19 protein-coding genes are annotated in these 17,350 nt (G+C 44.4%); 10 read left to right on the plus strand and 9 right to left on the minus strand.

The genetic code is table 11. The annotated features are described in order from the left end of the window. Positions 1–4 precede the first annotated feature (4 nt). The gene (locus ACXAER_RS11525) at positions 5–1,144 is read left to right on the plus strand and encodes a PepSY-associated TM helix domain-containing protein (protein WP_474829361.1); all 1,140 of its coding nucleotides are present in this window, start codon (positions 5–7) and stop codon (positions 1,142–1,144) included. Here ACXAER_RS11525 and ACXAER_RS11530 read toward each other — a convergent pair. Further along, entirely contained in the window at positions 1,113–2,555 is a 1,443-nt protein-coding gene (locus ACXAER_RS11530; protein WP_474829363.1) for a sensor histidine kinase, read from the minus strand. The two genes, ACXAER_RS11525 and ACXAER_RS11530, sit on opposite strands and share 32 nt — an antisense overlap. Further along, complete coding sequence (locus ACXAER_RS11535) at positions 2,552–3,241, minus strand: response regulator transcription factor (protein WP_474829365.1); 690 nt, start codon at positions 3,239–3,241, stop codon at positions 2,552–2,554. Before ACXAER_RS11535 ends, ACXAER_RS11530 begins: the two co-directional genes overlap by 4 nt. Positions 3,242–3,513: 272 nt before the next feature. On the opposite strand from ACXAER_RS11535, the gene ACXAER_RS11540 reads away from it, so the two are divergent. After that, positions 3,514–4,644, plus strand: coding sequence for an MBL fold metallo-hydrolase (locus tag ACXAER_RS11540; protein ID WP_474829367.1), 1,131 nt, complete (start codon positions 3,514–3,516; stop codon positions 4,642–4,644). 21 nt (positions 4,645–4,665) lie between these two features. Here the strand turns inward: ACXAER_RS11540 and ACXAER_RS11545 are convergent, their stop codons facing one another. After that, a complete protein-coding gene (locus ACXAER_RS11545; protein WP_474829369.1) occupies positions 4,666–5,316 on the minus strand; it encodes an MOSC domain-containing protein in 651 nt (216 codons plus the stop codon). Positions 5,317–5,427: 111 nt separating this feature from the next. On the opposite strand from ACXAER_RS11545, the gene ACXAER_RS11550 reads away from it, so the two are divergent. From ACXAER_RS11550 to dnaB, 5 genes are all read left to right on the plus strand, one after another. Next, positions 5,428–6,003, plus strand: coding sequence for an RNA polymerase sigma factor (locus tag ACXAER_RS11550; protein ID WP_474829371.1), 576 nt, complete (start codon positions 5,428–5,430; stop codon positions 6,001–6,003). Next, a complete protein-coding gene (locus ACXAER_RS11555) occupies positions 5,996–6,508 on the plus strand; it encodes a hypothetical protein (protein ID WP_474829373.1) in 513 nt (170 codons plus the stop codon). The genes ACXAER_RS11550 and ACXAER_RS11555 overlap by 8 nt, the downstream gene beginning before the upstream one ends. 13 nt (positions 6,509–6,521) lie before the next feature. Then, positions 6,522–7,535: a DUF4097 family beta strand repeat-containing protein gene (locus ACXAER_RS11560; RefSeq protein WP_474829375.1), complete on the plus strand. Its 1,014-nt coding sequence runs from the start codon at positions 6,522–6,524 to the stop codon at positions 7,533–7,535. Positions 7,536–7,799: 264 nt separating this feature from the next. After that, a complete protein-coding gene (locus ACXAER_RS11565; protein WP_474829376.1) occupies positions 7,800–8,270 on the plus strand; it encodes a hypothetical protein in 471 nt (156 codons plus the stop codon). A 115-nt stretch (positions 8,271–8,385) separates the two neighbouring features. Then, positions 8,386–9,771, plus strand: a complete 1,386-nt coding sequence (dnaB, locus tag ACXAER_RS11570; protein ID WP_179984856.1) for a replicative DNA helicase — start codon at positions 8,386–8,388, stop codon at positions 9,769–9,771. 153 nt (positions 9,772–9,924) lie between these two features. Here the strand turns inward: dnaB and ACXAER_RS11575 are convergent, their stop codons facing one another. The 5 genes from ACXAER_RS11575 to rsd all read right to left on the minus strand — a co-directional run bounded on the left by ACXAER_RS11575 (position 9,925) and on the right by rsd (position 13,077). Then, positions 9,925–11,121: an OmpA family protein gene (locus ACXAER_RS11575; RefSeq protein WP_474829379.1), complete on the minus strand. Its 1,197-nt coding sequence runs from the start codon at positions 11,119–11,121 to the stop codon at positions 9,925–9,927. 101 nt (positions 11,122–11,222) lie between these two features. Continuing rightward, entirely contained in the window at positions 11,223–11,660 is a 438-nt protein-coding gene (locus ACXAER_RS11580) for a secondary thiamine-phosphate synthase enzyme YjbQ (protein WP_269918476.1), read from the minus strand. Continuing rightward, the gene (locus ACXAER_RS11585; protein WP_118491578.1) at positions 11,650–12,114 is read right to left on the minus strand and encodes a chemotaxis protein CheX; all 465 of its coding nucleotides are present in this window, start codon (positions 12,112–12,114) and stop codon (positions 11,650–11,652) included. Before ACXAER_RS11585 ends, ACXAER_RS11580 begins: the two co-directional genes overlap by 11 nt. After that, on the minus strand, positions 12,104–12,577 hold the full coding sequence (locus ACXAER_RS11590; protein WP_474804052.1) for a transcriptional repressor: 474 nt from the start codon (positions 12,575–12,577) through the stop codon (positions 12,104–12,106). The genes ACXAER_RS11585 and ACXAER_RS11590 overlap by 11 nt, the downstream gene beginning before the upstream one ends. Positions 12,578–12,612: 35 nt before the next feature. Beyond that, complete coding sequence (gene rsd / locus ACXAER_RS11595) at positions 12,613–13,077, minus strand: sigma D regulator (protein WP_474829382.1); 465 nt, start codon at positions 13,075–13,077, stop codon at positions 12,613–12,615. A 224-nt stretch (positions 13,078–13,301) separates the two neighbouring features. On the opposite strand from rsd, the gene nudC reads away from it, so the two are divergent. From nudC to ACXAER_RS11610, 3 genes are all read left to right on the plus strand, one after another. Then, positions 13,302–14,135, plus strand: coding sequence for an NAD(+) diphosphatase (nudC, locus tag ACXAER_RS11600; RefSeq protein ID WP_474829384.1), 834 nt, complete (start codon positions 13,302–13,304; stop codon positions 14,133–14,135). Between the two features lie 266 nt (positions 14,136–14,401). Beyond that, positions 14,402–15,493, plus strand: coding sequence for a uroporphyrinogen decarboxylase (gene hemE, locus ACXAER_RS11605; RefSeq protein ID WP_179984851.1), 1,092 nt, complete (start codon positions 14,402–14,404; stop codon positions 15,491–15,493). 23 nt (positions 15,494–15,516) lie between these two features. Continuing rightward, on the plus strand, positions 15,517–16,164 hold the full coding sequence (locus tag ACXAER_RS11610; RefSeq protein WP_474829387.1) for a hypothetical protein: 648 nt from the start codon (positions 15,517–15,519) through the stop codon (positions 16,162–16,164). Between the two features lie 40 nt (positions 16,165–16,204). On the opposite strand, the gene queG is transcribed toward ACXAER_RS11610, so the two are convergent. After that, on the minus strand, positions 16,205–17,347 hold the full coding sequence (gene queG, locus ACXAER_RS11615; RefSeq protein WP_474829389.1) for a tRNA epoxyqueuosine(34) reductase QueG: 1,143 nt from the start codon (positions 17,345–17,347) through the stop codon (positions 16,205–16,207). Between the last annotated feature and the right edge of the window lie 3 nt (positions 17,348–17,350).

Below are 17,350 nucleotides of genomic sequence, written 5' to 3' on the forward strand. Positions count from 1 at the left end.
TTAGATGAACTTTTCCACGTTTAAAAGGTGGGTCTTTTGGACCCACCTATTTGCTGGCTTATTGGCCAGCGTTGTCGTTTTTATCATGGCTTTTACTGGGGTATTGCTAACTTATGAGCGCCAGTTTAAAGAGCTAAGTGAAATGGCTTATGCGCAAACCATTGATATTGAAAAGTCGGTGATCTCGACCGACCAAGTTGTATCACTACTTCGCAAAAAGCATCCTAACGAAGCGCATATCTTCGTTCGATGGGTAAATAGAGAAGGAGCAGCCATTCCGGCGTGGGCGGGTGAGCATAGTTATCTTATTCACCCCTATACCGGAGACATATTAAGAGAGGGAGAAGGGATTGTTGAAGAAGTATTTCACTTCATCACTGACCTCCATCGATACCTCTTAATGGAAGGCGATTACAAATTAATTGGCAAAACCATAACGGCATATAGCAATCTTATTTTTATTTTTTTGCTGTTATCGGGTGTCATCATCTGGTTGCCGAAACACATATCGAAAAAGTCCTTAATGCAGCAAATGTGGTTGCGGCAAAAATACACAAACAAACAACATCGACGCCGACATTGGCATTTTGTTTTTGGTATGTGGTCAGTGCCTTTTTTACTTGTGATTGGAACGACGGCTACGCTGTTTTATTTTGAATGGGCTAACAAGGCACTGTATGGCATGTATGGTGAACAAGTACCTGCTCGTGAAAAGAAGGCAATGCCCGAAACGCTAGACGCCGACGTTGTCAGTTACCACACGTTATTTAATAAAGCGCGGCAACATGCCAATGAGCATGGCTATCAGGATTGGTACTCCATGTGGATGGAAATTGGTAAAAGTGAGGGCGTTGCACGATTTTATATTGATAAGAGTATCGGGCACCGTCAAGAGCTAGCATATTCTCTGTATTTCGACACGGGAACAGGTGACATCGCTAGGACACTGTACAAAACCGATTGGCCCAAAGGGAGTCAGGCTTGGGGTACTTCTCGGTTTCTACATACCGGAGAATACTTTGGCTTTGTAGGCCAGACTATAGCAGGATTGGTTAGCTTGCTTTGCTGTATCTTAGTTTATACCGGCACACTGCTTGGTGTGAAAAGGCTTCTCAATTTGCGAAAGCCGCATCAGAAAACTTAGGCAGGGTGATGGTGACCATCAGTCCTGTCTGCTTTGTTGCGCTTGCATCTTTATTTAGATAAGCGTTATTGATCTGCTCATCGCCTTTACTTGCGCGATTGCATGCTGATATGTCGCCGCCGACCGCGGCAATTTGGCGTTTCGCCAGTGCAAGCCCAAGACCAAAGCCAGAGCGCTTTGCGGCATGGACGTAGTTTTTGGCTGCCCGTGCCTTGTCTACCCTGAAAAAAGGTTCGAATATGGCGTCTAGCATTGATTCAGGGACGCCGGTGCCTTCGTCTTTAACCGTGATAACATAGTTATTGTTATCGCTGGTCAGCGTTAAACTCACTTTGCTTTGCTCAGGGGTATGACGCAAAGCATTACGAATAATATTCTCTAATGCCTGCCCCAAAGCAAGCTGACTGCTTTTTTCTATACTCGCACATTCCGGCGTGCTCACACATAAGGTTCTATCTGGGTATTCAAAGCGGGCATCTTCACAAATAACGTTGATAAGCTCTACAAGGTCAAAATCATCGCTATTTAATTGAGGCGATTCTGTATTTAGCCAGGCAAAGGTTAGGGTATCTTCAACAAGCTCTCTCATCGTACTTGCTTCATAGCGCAGGCGTGAAAGGGCTTGTTCACGATTAATGTCTTGCTCTACAAAGTCTATCGCCATATCAATGCGGGCAAGAGGCGTGCGAAGCTCGTGAGAAAGGTCTGCAAGCAAACTTCTTTGGTTATAAATGAGACTGCTCGTTCTTTGCGCCATTTTATCGAAGGTTTGAGCAAGTGTAGTCAGTTCATCATTTCGCTCGGGCATCGTAGCCATTGCACGGGCTTCTAAGTTACCGTTAGCAAAGTCTTTTGTTGCCCTTTCTAGCTGCTTAAGCGGTGTCATAACATGTCGATAAAGCATAAAACTCAATAGACTTAGTATGACTAAAGGTAATGCAATTTGTAATGATAGACGGGTGGCGAGTAATAACGAGCCTGGGCGCATCCGCTGTGGAAGCTGAATCAAAAAGTGCGTGTTGTTGTCTACAAAAGGCACTTCCATTACAGGGTTTTCAGAGAAATACAAATGTATTTTCCATTCAGGGCTCCGCCCAATTTGAAACCTATCAGCAAACTCATCTAACATCTTGGTATCTGCGAATGTTGTCATTTCAGAGTTAAGCACAGCAAGCCAGGTGTTCTCTTTCGCTCTTATCTCTTTTAAGAAAACGGCTAACCCTTCTTCTCCCTTTTCCAGATAGATTTTTTCGGCTTCCTTCCCGTAGGCGTAAAGGGTTTCTTGATGAGTCTTATCTAAAAAGCTCATGCTAGTTTCGGTGTGATTAGTAAGCCAAGCAATGGCCCAAAATAGCAAAACAGTGCCAACAGCGATGAATGCACATAGCCGCCAAAGCAATTTATTTTTCACGAGAAGCGATATCCTTGACCATGAACCGTGGCAAGGCGCTCAGGGGGCATACCCGTTTCAACTAACTTTTTGCGTACTCTAGAAAGGTGCATATCTAGGCTTCGGTCATATCGAGAAAAGGGTTTATTGAGCACACTGTGGTAAAGAAATGCTTTGCTCAAGGTTTCGCCCTTGTTTTCTACAAGCATCCAAAGAAGCTTAAATTGTATGGGGGTGAATTCGAGCACTTTAGCGTGATATTTAGTTACTTGTTGAATGCGATTTAGGTAAAGCACATCAACTAATATTTCTGACTTTTGCGTACCCGAACTATTCATCGCTTTGCTACGCCTTAGTATTGCGTCGATGCGAAGCATCATTTCTGTAAAATTGAAGGGCTTAGGTAAGTAGTCATCTGCGCCTTTGCGGTAGCCTTCAATTCGCTCTTGCTCGGCACCAGATGCTGTAATCATCATTACAGGTGTTTGTTTAATTTGCCTGAGTTGATGCAGCAATGAGAGACCATTTAACGACGGAAGGCGAATGTCGAGTAACACAAGATCAAAGTTTTCCTCGAGCGCAGCGTGCAATCCGGCATGACCATCGTTTTCATGGCGAGTGTCAAATCCTCGAGCCTGCAGTAGCTGAGTAATTTGTTCACTTAACGTCGCGTCATCTTCAATAATGAGTATTCGGGTTTTACACATAACGGCTTAAGAAATAAATTTTATTTTATATTAATAATAATAATTATCATTTGCAACTTCTCGGTTTTGCTCTATTCAACTTTTTATCTTGTTACAAATTTACTGTTAAGCGATTGTTTTCTTGTCTTACAATGGTGGCTATCGTGATGCTGTGTTCTAGCGCAAGCTTTTCAAAAGCGGCTTTCTTATAAGGGAGTTAATGGAATATAGATATAGCGACAGATTTAAGCCTTTATCTGCAAGAGTTGAATTACAAGGACGGAATACTAAAAATGATGAGCTGTTTAGATAAGCTAACAAAGCAGAGGACGTTTTTAGCGACTGTTGCAGCCACTGTTTTAATTTCAATTAATGTGACAGGGTGCGCAATGCCGAATAAGGTTACTCAGGTTGATAGTGACGAAGCGGTAATTAAGTACTCAGATACACCGGGCTTCGAGGATAGATTTAGCAATATTTACGGCCGTTTTAAGACTTACCCCGTCACCTGTACTGATGATTGCTACCCAGCGTCTGCAGATATCGAATGTGAAAGTGACATGCAAAATTGTCAGTTTGTTGGCAACAACCCGCCAGTGAACTTAAACACCGGCTTTACCGTTACCTGGTTAGGGCACGCAAGCTTTTTACTCAATACCGCAGGTGGCGAGCAAATACTTATCGACCCCGTGTTTGGGCAGTTTGATTGGCCCGTTAACTGGGCGTTTCGATTGGCGGAGGGGTTCAGCCGCAAAGAACCCGCTAAGGTAGATGAAGACAAACTCACACAAACCGATGCAGTGGTCTATTCCCATATTCATTACGATCATTTTAATAAGGCCGATATTGCCGAATTAGGGACAAAGCCAGAATATCTTGTTCCGTTAGGTTTCGCAGCGCATTTTCCTAATAGAGGCTATACGGTTAATGAAATGGCGTGGTACACCAGCAAAAACGTAGGCAAAACCTCTGTTCACTTCGTGCCAGCTCATCACTTCAGTAACCGAATTTGGGTGCCGTATTTATATGAGGACGACAATGCAACATTATGGGGCGGCTGGGTCTTTGAACATGAAGGTAACACCTTATTTTTTGCGGGGGATACAGGGTACTCACCTCACTTCAAAGATATTAAAGCTCGCTTTGGTGATATTGATGTTTGCCTGTTACCCATAGCGTCTTATTTCAGCGAAACCTCACCTAAATGGTATCGCAAGGTACATACAACGCCAGAAGATGCCATCGTTGCGGCCCAAGACCTAGGCTGTAAAGCCGTAGTGCCCTGGGGCTATGGAAATGCGAGCTGGATGATGGGTGACAAAACCTCACATTCTGCGCTATTTCGACTGATGAAAATGAAAAAGCAACTAGAACCCGCTATGCCTTGGGTTATTTTGAATGAAGGTGAACAGGCGTCTTTTTAATTTAAGCTACGGATAAATGGCCTATTTATTCGCAATCTTACCAGCAATCTTTTGGCATTTTCCGCGCCACTCATCATCAAGCGGTTCCAGCTTAGCTAGCTTTTCAGCCAATGCTTTGTCGGCTTTCGTGTGTGCGCACTGCATTAGGGTGTGAACATTGACTGTATCGTCTTCACGATGCAGTAGTGTCACTTCGTCGCCAACGTTAATGGTGCCGATTTTAATAACTCGGTAGTACCAGCCAGTAATGCCTCGCTCTCCAACAAATCTATCTAAGTTGGGGATGCCAAAGCGGTGAGAAATTTTATTGCAAGGCGCACGCGGTGCACTTACTTGCAACTCTACCTCGCCGAACTTCCAAATGTCTCCGATATAAACGGTGGCATCGTCCATGCCTTCAACACTGATGTTTTCGCCAATACTGCCTAGCGAGAATTCGCCTTCAGGAAAGTGTTTTCTTAATGTTAGATAGTTGGTCGGATTGAATTGATGAAGCACTTTTTCTGGCCCACCGTGAAGACGTTTGTTGGCTTGTTCGTCTTCATCGGTTCTGTCCATGTGCACGGTTAACGCATCGACGGAGGCTTTAACAATACTACTTGGTGCCCCACGAGGACCAAGCGGTTGAGGTTTTCCAGCAAACAAAGCATTAACAGTAAAGGTGGCAGACATGGCAACTCCAAAAAATTATTTTTGTGTATTTAAACCTTTCTACTATAGGGTACGACTAACCTTATAACACTAATAATGCTAATCAGCATCACAAATAACAAAGAGAAAATAATGGAGCACACACAACAACGTGTTGTACACGCCAATGTGGTGTTTGGTAACAAAGGCGAACACGAGCTTATATCTAAAGCGAAAGAGGGCGACAAACAGGCGTTTAGGTCTCTTTACGACGAACATATTGGCAGAGTCTACGCACTGTGTTATCGGCTTACTGGTGAAAAAGGCATGGCAGAGGATGCGTCTCAGGAAGTCTTTATTCAGCTGTGGAAAAAGCTTGATAATTTCGATGGGCAAAGCCAGTTTTCTACGTGGCTACATAGTGTAACGGCAAACATTACCATTTCCTACATGCGCAAACAGAAAGGCTGGGTGCAGCGCATGTTTAACTTGGAAAATAGCGGCATTAACGAAATGCCAGCGCAAGAGAACAGCACCGATGTGGATTTGGAAGCATTGATTATTCGCCTACCAGAGCGTGCCAGAATGGTTTTTGTACTTCACGCACTTGAAGGATACCGACACGAAGACATTGCCAACATGTTGAATATGGCAGTGGGCTCAAGCAAAGCGCAATTTTTCCGTGCTAAGCAATTATTGAAAGATTTTATGGGAGTCGATGATGAGTGATTTTGATGACAAGCTTGCTCAGCATGTGTCTGGGTTATCGAAGGAGAAACATCCAGAACGGGATCTATGGCGTGGAATTGAGCTAGGCATAGCGTCTCAACAGAGCGATGCTTCAAATGAAGAGAGCTCACGTTCTACGGTAACTTCAAGACAATGGATGGCTATAGCTGCCAGTGTTTGTTTGGTCACTGTCTTGTGGTTTGCTGCTCCCTTTGCGTTCAAAAGCGATGAAAGTCGAAGCAGTGGATACGCGTTAATTGACGCAATGAGCAGCCAACAGCAGCAGCAAGTTAACAGCCTGCTAGCAAGTTATGAAAGTACACCTGCGCTAACCCAAGACTGGCAGGAGCAGCTGAAAGAATTAGATGATGCCGCGGATGTTATTAAAGCGGCGTTAAAAGACGATCCAGACAACTCAGCATTAATAAAGATGCTGCATCATGTATATCAACAGCAAATTGCCTTAATTGAGCGAGTGCACGCGCCCAAGTGGCAGCAAATTTAATAAGGGCTTTAAAATGACTAAAAATATGAAAAACACAATATCGGATAAGTTAACGCACACGTTCAGCACATCGAACAGGGTTAAAGCTGTGCTAACTACGACATTATTAAGCATTGCTACTGCCGCCTTTGCGGGTGAAAAAGTTGATAAAACCATTGATACCTCATCCTCTCCTAAAGTTGATATTGAACATATCGATGGAAAGGCTGACATCCGAGTGTGGGATAAAGCTCAGGTACGGGTAACAGGAGAGCTTGGTGATCAAACCGAAGAATTTATTTTCGAAAAGCGCGGCGATGTTATTGTTATTCACGTGGAGGTAGAGCACCACTCAAAGAGTTGGTATCAGAAGAGTCGAGATGGTGACGACCTGATAATTTACGTGCCATCGGCAAGCGACCTTCATTACACCGCAGTTAACGCGGATGTGAAAGCTAAAGGAATAACAAAAGCGGTAGATGTAGAAGTTGTTAACGGCAATGTCACGCTGGAAAACATTGGTGAGCGCGTAGAGGTTGAATCTGTGAATGGCGATATCTTATTAAAGAACGTCAGAGGCCGTTTAGAAGCCGGCACGGTTAACGGCGATATAGAAGCAACGCACGAAGGTACCACGCCTGTGAGTTTTACAGCGGTAAATGGAAAGCTTGATATAGCATCGAGCAGCCCTGACTTATCTGTTGAAACTGTGAATGGACGTATTGATCTATCGTTGCAAAATATTGATAGCCTGCAGATAAATACCGTTAACGGCCGTACTTTCGCTAAATTGGGGCTGAATTCGAATGGCAGTATTAAAGCCAATTCGGTTGGTGGTGCGATGGAATTTGTTTTCCAAGATGATGTGTCAGCCCAGTTTGATATTGAGACACACGCAGGTGGAAATATTGTGAATAATATTAGCGATGAAAAAGCCCAAAAACCGAAGTATGGCCCGGGTAGCTGGCTACGCTTTATCCACAACGGTGGCGCTGCAAATGTAGATATCTCTACGGTACACGGTCGGGTTGAAATAGACCAAAACTGAATAAGCTATAGGCAACCCAATTGAAACTTTAGGTTGAAAAAATGAATTTAGTCCACATTTATTAATCATCAATGAAGTGATTGTTGAAAAGCTGCGAGTAAACGCAGCTTTTTTCTTTGGTCGCTGAATGTTGGTATTTGGGCGTTTAGTGAGAACCATAAAAAAGGTTTAAGGCTCTATAGTCAAGTGACTTCAAGTGAATTTTATATAGGGCTTCTACGTTACACTACTTATTTTTAATGAATTTTATATGTGGAGAGTCAATTGAGTATTATTGGACACGTCAAAAGGTTTTGGCGGTTTCATAGCCTAGTTATTGGTGCGTTTGGGATATGTGCGCTAACCTTAGGTTGTGCTGTTCAAGAGCCCGCTTATTATGAAGGGACTTGGGTTGTTACTAAGGCTTATAATGTGGGCATAACTGCTCACTCAACAGCTGAATCAGAGCAGTTTCTCGGGCGCTCTGTAACCTATGAAAAAGAGAAGGCGAAACTTGACCAAGCCTTTTGCGAGTCGCCTGTGTATACATCTGAAGAGATGAGTGGAAGTGACTTTCACGCTACTTTTGGGACATCACCTTCTTCATTAGACTTTAGTGATGACAAGATCACCCAAGTTAATTTGGATTGTTCAGATAGCGAGGCAATCATTGGGTCGACACTGATTTTTCAGGAAAATATCAATACTTACACCTTGGTAGATGGTACGTTTTTGAAGCTAGAAAAAGCGCTATAGCCTAAGCGGTCTTTTTAGGCTCTCGTAATAAAAGACCTGCTTCCTTTGTTGTGACATGTGCGTTAAAAGCGCATAATATCCAACTGGTTTTTGTGCATCAGAATAGGCTTTACTTGTGGCGTCTGCGTCTAACAACGATAAAAATGTTGATAAATTGAAGGTTCCCCCTCATAGCATTGAGGCCGAGCAGTCTGTTTTAGGCAGCATGCTTATCGACCCTGAAAGTTGGGATAAGGTCGCGGAACTCGTTACCGATAACGACTTTTATAATCGTTCACATCAAATAATCTTCCGTGCTATCACGCGATTGCTCAATAGCAGTCAGCCGATAGATCTTATTACCGTATCCGAAGAGCTTGAGAAGCACGATGAACTCGAAGATGCGGGTGGTTTTGCTTATCTCGGCGAGTTAGCAAAAAATACCCCGAGTTCTGCAAATGTCGTCTCTTATGCGCAAATTATCAGCGAACGCGCTATAACACGGGAGCTAATCGGTGTAGCCCATGAAATTGCTGAAGTAGGCTACAACCCTGAAGGCCGAGACAGTGCAGACATTCTTGATCTTGCGGAAAGTAAAGTATTCGAAATCGCCGAGCGAAGAACTGGTGAAAACGAGGGGCCTCGTGATGTCGAATCTATTCTAGGTAAGACCATCGACCGTCTAGAAGAGCTGGTAAAAACTAATAAAGAAGTAACGGGTGTTACAACGGGCTTTACCGATCTAGATAAAATGACCAGTGGTATGCAGCCTTCTGATCTTATCATTGTGGCGGCGCGTCCATCGATGGGTAAAACTACCTTTGCCATGAACTTGATTGAAAACGCCATGATGGCAGAAGAAAAGCCAGTGCTAGTCTTCAGTCTAGAGATGCCTTCTGAACAAATCATGATGCGTATGTTGGCATCGTTAAGTCGCGTAGACCAAACTAAAATCCGTACTGCACAGCTAGATGATGAGGACTGGGCACGTATATCCAACACCATGGCTATGCTCAAAGACAAAGACAGCTTATTTGTTGATGACTCTTCCGGTCTAACACCAATGGACGTGCGAAGCCGAGCCCGTAAGCTTGCACGGGAGCGCGGCGGGATTAGCCTTATCATGGTGGATTACCTTCAGCTAATGCGAGTACCGTCGCTAAGCGATAACCGTACATTAGAAATTGCCGAAATATCACGGTCATTAAAAGCGCTGGCTAAAGAACTTGAAGTACCTGTAGTTGCACTGTCGCAGCTTAACCGTACGCTTGAGCAACGTGCCGATAAACGCCCCGTTAACTCTGACCTTCGTGAGTCTGGTTCAATCGAGCAGGATGCCGACCTTATTATGTTTATTTATCGTGATGAGGTTTATCACGAAAACAGTGAATATAAAGGCATTGCAGAGATCATTATTGGTAAACAACGTAACGGTCCAATCGGTACCTGCCGACTTACCTTCCAGGGCCAGTTTTCTCGTTTTGATAACTACGCAGGCCCAGCCATCGCAGATGAGTACTAACGCCCTATCTTTGGTCGAGTTAATTGTCTAAGTAATTTCCAAGCTGTGGTTGAATAGCGTGCTGCATTCGTTTCTGCAAAACGCTATTTAGGACGGGTCGATAGATACAAAAAAGGCGCCTTTCGGCGCCTTCTTCAATTCATATAATATGAATTACTTTTCTTCAGCTACTTTCACTGTGTCTTTAACTGTCACTGAAATGCGACGGTTAACACGGTGTGCTTCAGCATTATTGCCTTCGTCTAGAAGCTGAGTTTCGCCGTAACCGATAGTCTCTAGGCGAGAGCTGTCGATACCGTACATGTCTACCATTACTTCTTTGAAGTTAGCAGCACGACGCTTAGAAAGGTCCATGTTGTACGCTTCAGAACCTGGTGCAGAAGTATGGCCTTCTACTACCGCAGTTGTTGAAGGATACTGCTTCATGAACTCAGCAAATTCAGAGATTTCTGGATCTTTAGGCATTTTAACAACAGCACTTTCGTTGTCGAATAGAACGCGTAGCGTAATTTCTACCGTCTCTTCGTCAAACACTGTACAGCCTTTAGCGTCAACTTTAACGCCTGCTGGAGTATCAGGGCACATGTCTTTGCTGTCTACAACGCCGTCATTGTCGGCATCTTTAAGTGCACAACCAGTAGCATCTACTTTAGTGCCAGCTGGAGTGTTAGGACACTGATCAACGCTGTTTAGAACGCCGTCGTTGTCGTTATCAACGCTGCAACCAGTCGCATCAACGCGAACGCCAGCTGGAGTCATTGGGCACTGGTCTTTACCATCTACAACACCGTCGTTGTCGCTGTCTTTAGGAGCAGCAGGTGTAGATTTGCCAAATGGTACAGCGATACCTAGCTTAATGCTGTAATCGTTGTAGTCTTCACCAAAGTCGTGGTATGCCGCGATTTCAGTAACAAGCTTAACGCTTTCATGAAGGTCCCAGTGTTTACCGATACCGATGTTACCTAGCGTAGTTGACTCACCCACAGCTTGGCGCTTAACACCACCAAACACGAACCATGCATCGTTAGGCATGAAATAAAGTGCGTCAACACCAACCATCTCGCCGCTGTCGTCACCGCCGCCAGCATAATCAAGGTCTAGCGCTGTAAATTCAACACGAGCAGCCCAGCTTTGAGTGAAACGGAAACCGTATTCAAAAGATACACCACGGCCGTCGTCGTATAACTCGCCTTCAGTAAGGTCTAGCGGGCGTGAGTCATCAGTGTTGTAGTACATGCCAGAAAGGCCGAACCAGTTTTTATACTCTGGCTCAGAAGAGTCTTGAGCAAATGCACTAGTAGATGAAAGTACAGCAAGAGATAGCGCTGCCATTTTAAAGTGTTGTTTCATAGTCACATCCTGTTTAACGTTGAGTGATTATCGATTTTTGATAATTTTGTGTTGTGCTTAGCAAATAATGCCAGCACAAATTGTGCCATTTATAATATGGGTTAGGCTGCTATCCCTTGTAATGTGGCAATAATTGTTCGTCTTCCACCATGATCTCGGTGTTCACCGAGCATGATACCCTGCCACGTACCAAGTGCAAGTTTGCCTTGTTGGACAGGAATGGTAAGTTGACAGCCTAGTATACTCGATTTTAAGTGAGCAGGCATATCATCTTTACCTTCATAAGTATGCCTGAAAAAAGAAAGTTCTTCTTTTACACTATGGTTGAAGAAAGCTTCCATATCGTGCCTCACCGTAGGGTCGGCATTTTCGTTTATCGTTAAGCTTGCGCTGGTATGTTGAAGCCATAGGTGTAGCAGCCCAACTTCAACATGGCGAATATTCGGTAGCGCAGATTCCACTTGGTCGGTTATTAGGTGAAATCCTCTGGGGTAACTGTCGAGTGTAATTTTTTCAGAGTGCCAGAAATTATTTGTCAAAACAGATTTCCAAATGCGCTAATCCCTCATCACACATAAAGGGGAGAATAATTTTAGCGCCATCAACCTGATGGCTGATAGTGTGTTGCTTTCCCGACACAACGATAGGTGTCGCCATTCCAAACTCGAACCCGCGTTCTGCAAGATCTCGTTTTGCGTTTCCGCAAATCATATTGGTAACTTCACCAACCATATCACCCACTTCAGCATCGAGTTTTTCAGGGCGCTCTCCAACCATTCGCTCCATAATTGTAAGGGCAAGTGATTCATCAAACGTGATAGACATAGAACCGCGAACATCTGGACCTACCATGCCTATCAAACCAGAAACGTCACCTTTCGCGATATCACTCTGTTTGCGTTTGGGCTTGCCCGGTGTCAACTTTGTTTGTGCCATCGTTTCTAGCACGTTTAGCAGGCCGGCAATAAAAGGGTTCACAAAATCAGCATTCATGTACACTCTCCTGGTCAGTGTGCTCTTCGGTTTGTTGGCAGTCGGCACATAATCCATGGGCCTCGATCGTTTGTTTTGAGACTTTAAAGCCGTGCTGTTTGGCCTGATTATCGAGAGTATCTTGAAGACCTTCAGATTGAATTTCAGCAACATCTCCACAGCTGTCACAAATTAAGAACTGAACGGGGTGGTTACATCCGAAATGGTAACAAGCTACGAACGCATTGGTAGACTCTAAGCGATGAATGAAACCAAAATCGAGAAGAAAATCTAAAGCGCGATACACGGTGGCAGGTTTTGCACTGGACTCCGTTTCTTTTAATGAGTCGAGTAGTTCATAAGCACCCATGGGGCCGTGCTTTGATACAAGAATCTCGTACACCTTTTCTCTAAGCGGTGTAAATCTAGCGCCGCGCTGTTCACAATACGCGCGTGCCTTATGGATAAGTGTGGTTTTGTTCATTGATGATAACCGTAAACTCGACTTTCATTGTTATATTAAAGCGCTACTTCTGGATCACGTTTGTTTGTGTGAACGTGAGCAATTAACTCATCTTCCAAGGCAAAACGCTCTTCTAATGTTTCTCCAAGCTTGGCTAAGGCAGAATCAAAGCCTGCAGCCTGCTCTGGCGTCACTGCTTGCGCAAACGTATCATTGAATTCCAGTGCGGCGTCAGTGGTTTTTGTCAATTCAGGGTAAAGCTTGTCCCGCAGTGCCGAACCCTCACTGTCACCCTCAACTAAAATATCGAAAACTTCGAAGTGACCAGCAGAGAGATAATCGAGTAAAGCACCACAAAAGTTTGCGATTTCATCGGCATCGGGTAAACACTCGCTCTGACTGTTAATGCCGGCAAGTTCACAGTACGAGACTAGTAAAGCTTGTCTGTCTAAAAGCCAACGGTCTATGACCTGACTTTTGCCACCCCATTTAGATTTTACGCTTTCCAACTGTTGCAACATTGTATGTGCTACCCGTTTAGCGACAATAAGTTTCAGTATAACACCGTGCACTAGCGACACAAATTTTGCACGAAAAAGTTTGCAGTAAAAACATGGTGCTAAGGCAGACTAACACGCAGTGGACGGGTTATTTGTCTTGAATTTACAAATTTTGGTCAGAATGTACAGTAACCTTTATCAGCCCTAGTGTATTATGAAGTACAGAAGCGTAGGAGTAACATGAGATGATGATAAAGTTAGATGAAGGGAAGTTGTCCTCCCAGCAGGCGATGTGGGTGGTTTTTAGTCGTGGAAAAGTTCTAGTACAAGAATCATCTGAGTCTATTCCCGTTGCTTATCTGAGTGAAATTCCTTTCCTAGCGTCATATGTTAACGAAATACATCAACTCCCGCCGTTAAACGAAACAGCACACAGAGAATTACCTGTCTTTGTTGTAGATTTAGGCGCTGAACACATAGATGAACCCGGTTGGGAAAAAGTATCGCTTAGACAACTTTTGTTTGCAGAATACGACATTGCTTTTTCTGTTATTGGTAGAGCTTGGCAATACATTCACTTTTTACGAACACACCAGTTTTGTGGCCAGTGCGGTGCGAAAACCGAGCGTGTAGATTGGGAGATGGCTATGCAGTGTTACCGCTGTCAGCATCGCACCTATCCAAGGGTGTCCCCATGTATTATCGTTTCTATTCACAACAATGAAAAAATACTATTAGCAAAAGGGGTTCGCCACAAGGAGTCTAATATGTATTCGACCCTTGCCGGCTTTGTTGAAAGCGGGGAGAGTTTAGAGCAAGCCGTCCATCGAGAAGTATTTGAAGAGGTTGGTGTAAAAGTTAAAAACTTGCGTTACTACAACAGCCAGCCTTGGCCGTTTCCTCACTCACTTATGGTAGGTTTTATTGCTGAGTATGATGGCGGAGAAATTCGTTGCCAAGAAAACGAGATAGATGACGCACAGTGGTTCGAAGTGGATGCACTGCCGACTATTCCGCCTAAAGTGTCTATCGCTGGGCAGCTAATCGAGAAAACAGTGTCTCTCATCGGAGACAAATAAAAAACCCTGCCGAAGCAGGGTTTCAATACATTTAGCACGGTCCCATAAAGGGCTTCTTTTATTTAACGGTTATAGTAATAGCAAACACTCACTTTAAGTGCAAGTTACTTTTTAAACAATGTGCAAGGAATGTTCGTCTTTAATTATCGACACTACGTCGATTTGTCATTAAAACATCGACTTTTTAATTCAGGTTTTAGCACACCTTGTTCAGAATGCTGGTATACTTCGCGGTTCAAATATAGACAGTTATTTAGGTGAGTTATATGTCGCAAAATTTCCCCAGTGTTGATAAGCCCGCGTTGAAGAATGATCGTTACTTACGTGCATTACTTAAGCAGCCGGTTGATATGACACCTGTATGGATGATGCGACAAGCAGGACGTTACCTTCCAGAGTATAAAGCGACCCGTGCAGTAGCAGGCGACTTTATGTCGTTATGCAAAAATGCAGAGCTTGCCTGTGAAGTAACGCTGCAGCCTTTACGCCGCTTTCCTCTCGATGCCGCTATTCTTTTCTCTGATATTTTGACTATCCCAGATGCAATGGGGCTTGGTCTTTACTTTGAAACAGGAGAAGGTCCTCGTTTTAAAAATCCGATTACATGCAAAGCGGATGTAGATAAAATTGGCCTGCCGGATCCAGAAGGTGAGCTGCAGTATGTAATGAATGCTGTTCGCACCATTCGCCGAGAGCTAAAAGGTGAAGTACCATTAATTGGCTTTTCTGGAAGCCCTTGGACACTAGCTACCTATATGATCGAAGGTGGTTCAAGTAAGGCCTTTACCAAAATTAAAAAAATGGCATTCGCGGAGCCAGCCACGCTGCACGCATTGTTAGCCAAATTAGCCGACTCTGTAACTGAGTACCTCAATGCTCAAATCGCAGCGGGCGCGCAGTCAGTCATGGTATTCGATACTTGGGGCGGTGTATTGTCTCCTCGTGACTATAAAGAGTTTTCACTTCAATACATGGAGCGCATTGTTAGTGGGCTGACCCGTGAAAATGAAGGTCGTAAAGTGCCTGTTACCTTGTTCACGAAAAACGGTGGTATGTGGCTTGAGTCGATTGCGGCAACAGGTTGTGACGCAGTAGGTTTAGATTGGACTATCGATATTAAAGAAGCCCGTGCACGTATTGGCGATAAAGTAGCGCTTCAAGGCAACATGGACCCTTCTATGTTATACGCTCAGCCGCAAAGAATTGAGCAAGAAGTGGCGTCTATTTTAGAAGGCTACGGCGAAGGAAGCGGTCACGTATTTAATTTAGGCCACGGAATTCATTTAGACGTACCACCTGAAAACGCCGGCGTGTTTGTTAACGCGGTGCACGACCTTAGTAAGCAATATCACAAGTAAGCGACTTCAATAAAGGAAGTGGAATGAAAACGTGGCTTGTGTTGTTGCTGATAGCGTTTGCATTGGTAGCGGGGTATAAATTCTCTGGCTATCAACACCAACTCAGTGAATCCAATGCAGAGAAAGAGCGACTAACCAGTGTGTTAGCGCGCTCTCGCGCCACGGAAACCAGTGAACTTAAAGTCATTAAGCCTGCCGCAAAGCTAGCAAAAAGCGAAACGCCGCGCACTGATATAGACGATAATGAACTAGTCAGCATGCAAGCCGCTGAAAGCGCTCATTCAATACTCCCCGACCCGTTTTATAAGAAAACAGAAGGTTCACTAAATACCTTTTTCGCTTTACCTTCCAACAAAGAACGCTTCATGTTGGAGTCGGTAAAGTGTGGGAATGGGCTATGTGAAATAACAGGTGAGTACGATGGTTCTGAAACTGAGCTATCTTTGGTGATTGCAGCCTTAGAGAAAGAACCATGGTGGCAGTTTGGTTCGCCGACCATTACTACAAAGGAAGTGCAGCGCGGTCTGAGCCTAAATGTGTCTTTTGTTGCCTCATATTTGCCAAGCGCTAAAGTACAAAATGGTACAAGTGCCCGAGTACAAAATAAAAATAGTGCTCAGCCCGACTCGAATAATCAGATTGGAGCGGCCCGCATAGCATCAGCAGGATAACGTTAAAATTTAGGTTTAATGCTGCTTTTATAAGTAAATCTTATGCGTCTCGGGGTAAACCTTTTTCAACAATGCGTATCAGCCGAGCTTGTTGTCTGCTGTCACCACTCGCAGTTTGTTGTTTGTCTTGCTGTTGCGCGATAGCCCAATCAATGTGCCTGTCTACCTGGTCACTCACGCATCCCCGCCTTTCTTTTAAGAGCTGAATAGAGTCTTCGTTAAAGGGCGCATTGCCCAAGGCTACGGCAATGTTGCGCTGCCACTTTTCAAATCCGATACGCCTGATAGGTGAGCCTTCGGTATTGCGCAAAAAGGTTTCTTCAGACCAACAAAACAAATCATTAAGGCTTTGACCGTGCAGTACTTGTCTAGGGTGAAAGTCTTCTTCACTAGTGATATCGGCGAAACGATTCCAAGGGCAGACTAACTGGCAGTCGTCACAGCCATAAATACGATTACCCATCATTGGCCGTAATTCTTCGGGTATGTCTTTATCCGATTCAATGGTGAGGTAGGAAATACAGCGGCGAGCGTCTACTTTATATGGCGCTACAATCGCGTTTGTTGGGCAGATGGTTAAGCACGCTGTGCAGCTTCCGCAACCTTCTTCAACAGGTGTATCTACCGGCAGCGGTAAATTAATAAAAAGTTCACCTAGGAAGAACCAAGAGCCGGCGTCTCTATTAAGTGTAAGGCTATGCTTACCAGTCCAGCCAATACCCGCTTTTTCGGCAATGGCGTGTTCCAGCACAGGTGCCGAGTCGACAAACGGGCGATATTGGGTATGCGCAAGGGAGGCGGTAATTTTTTCGCCTAGTTGCTTTAAGCGCTTACGTAAAACTTTGTGATAGTCACGACCCAATGCATAGCGGCTGATGTATCCTATTTCTGGCTTTTTTAAATGCTTGGCAAACGAGGCGTCAGGAGGTAAGTAGTTCATGCGAACGCTGATAACCCGCAATGTCCCCGGGACCAACTCATCAGGCCGGGCACGCTTCATCCCATGACTTTCCATAAAGGCCATGTCACCGTGATACCCATTGTCTAACCATTCCTGTAGGTGTGCCTCGTGCTGATGCAGATCAATATCGCTGATGCCAACCTGCTGAAAGCCTAGCGCTGTACCCCAAGCCTTGATATTGTTGGTTAATTCAACAAGGTCGATAGAACTAAATTCGGACATGTG

It is taken from the genome of Alteromonas sp. AWJ4_199 (genome assembly GCF_056159165.1).

What these genes read in the sequence shown, in the direction of transcription:
- ACXAER_RS11525 (WP_474829361.1), top strand. Translation starts at nt 5, where the DNA reads ATGAACTTTTCCACGTTTAAAAGGTGGGTCTTTTGGACCCACCTATTT.
- ACXAER_RS11535 (WP_474829365.1), bottom strand. Translation starts at nt 3,241, where the DNA reads ATGTGTAAAACCCGAATACTCATTATTGAAGATGACGCGACGTTAAGT.
- ACXAER_RS11540 (WP_474829367.1), top strand. Translation starts at nt 3,514, where the DNA reads ATGATGAGCTGTTTAGATAAGCTAACAAAGCAGAGGACGTTTTTAGCG.
- ACXAER_RS11545 (WP_474829369.1), bottom strand. Translation starts at nt 5,316, where the DNA reads ATGTCTGCCACCTTTACTGTTAATGCTTTGTTTGCTGGAAAACCTCAA.
- ACXAER_RS11550 (WP_474829371.1), top strand. Translation starts at nt 5,428, where the DNA reads ATGGAGCACACACAACAACGTGTTGTACACGCCAATGTGGTGTTTGGT.
- ACXAER_RS11555 (WP_474829373.1), top strand. Translation starts at nt 5,996, where the DNA reads ATGAGTGATTTTGATGACAAGCTTGCTCAGCATGTGTCTGGGTTATCG.
- ACXAER_RS11560 (WP_474829375.1), top strand. Translation starts at nt 6,522, where the DNA reads ATGACTAAAAATATGAAAAACACAATATCGGATAAGTTAACGCACACG.
- ACXAER_RS11575 (WP_474829379.1), bottom strand. Translation starts at nt 11,121, where the DNA reads ATGAAACAACACTTTAAAATGGCAGCGCTATCTCTTGCTGTACTTTCA.
- ACXAER_RS11585 (WP_118491578.1), bottom strand. Translation starts at nt 12,114, where the DNA reads ATGAATGCTGATTTTGTGAACCCTTTTATTGCCGGCCTGCTAAACGTG.
- ACXAER_RS11590 (WP_474804052.1), bottom strand. Translation starts at nt 12,577, where the DNA reads ATGAACAAAACCACACTTATCCATAAGGCACGCGCGTATTGTGAACAG.
- rsd (WP_474829382.1), bottom strand. Translation starts at nt 13,077, where the DNA reads ATGTTGCAACAGTTGGAAAGCGTAAAATCTAAATGGGGTGGCAAAAGT.
- nudC (WP_474829384.1), top strand. Translation starts at nt 13,302, where the DNA reads ATGATGATAAAGTTAGATGAAGGGAAGTTGTCCTCCCAGCAGGCGATG.
- hemE (WP_179984851.1), top strand. Translation starts at nt 14,402, where the DNA reads ATGTCGCAAAATTTCCCCAGTGTTGATAAGCCCGCGTTGAAGAATGAT.
- ACXAER_RS11610 (WP_474829387.1), top strand. Translation starts at nt 15,517, where the DNA reads ATGAAAACGTGGCTTGTGTTGTTGCTGATAGCGTTTGCATTGGTAGCG.
- queG (WP_474829389.1), bottom strand. Translation starts at nt 17,347, where the DNA reads ATGTCCGAATTTAGTTCTATCGACCTTGTTGAATTAACCAACAATATC.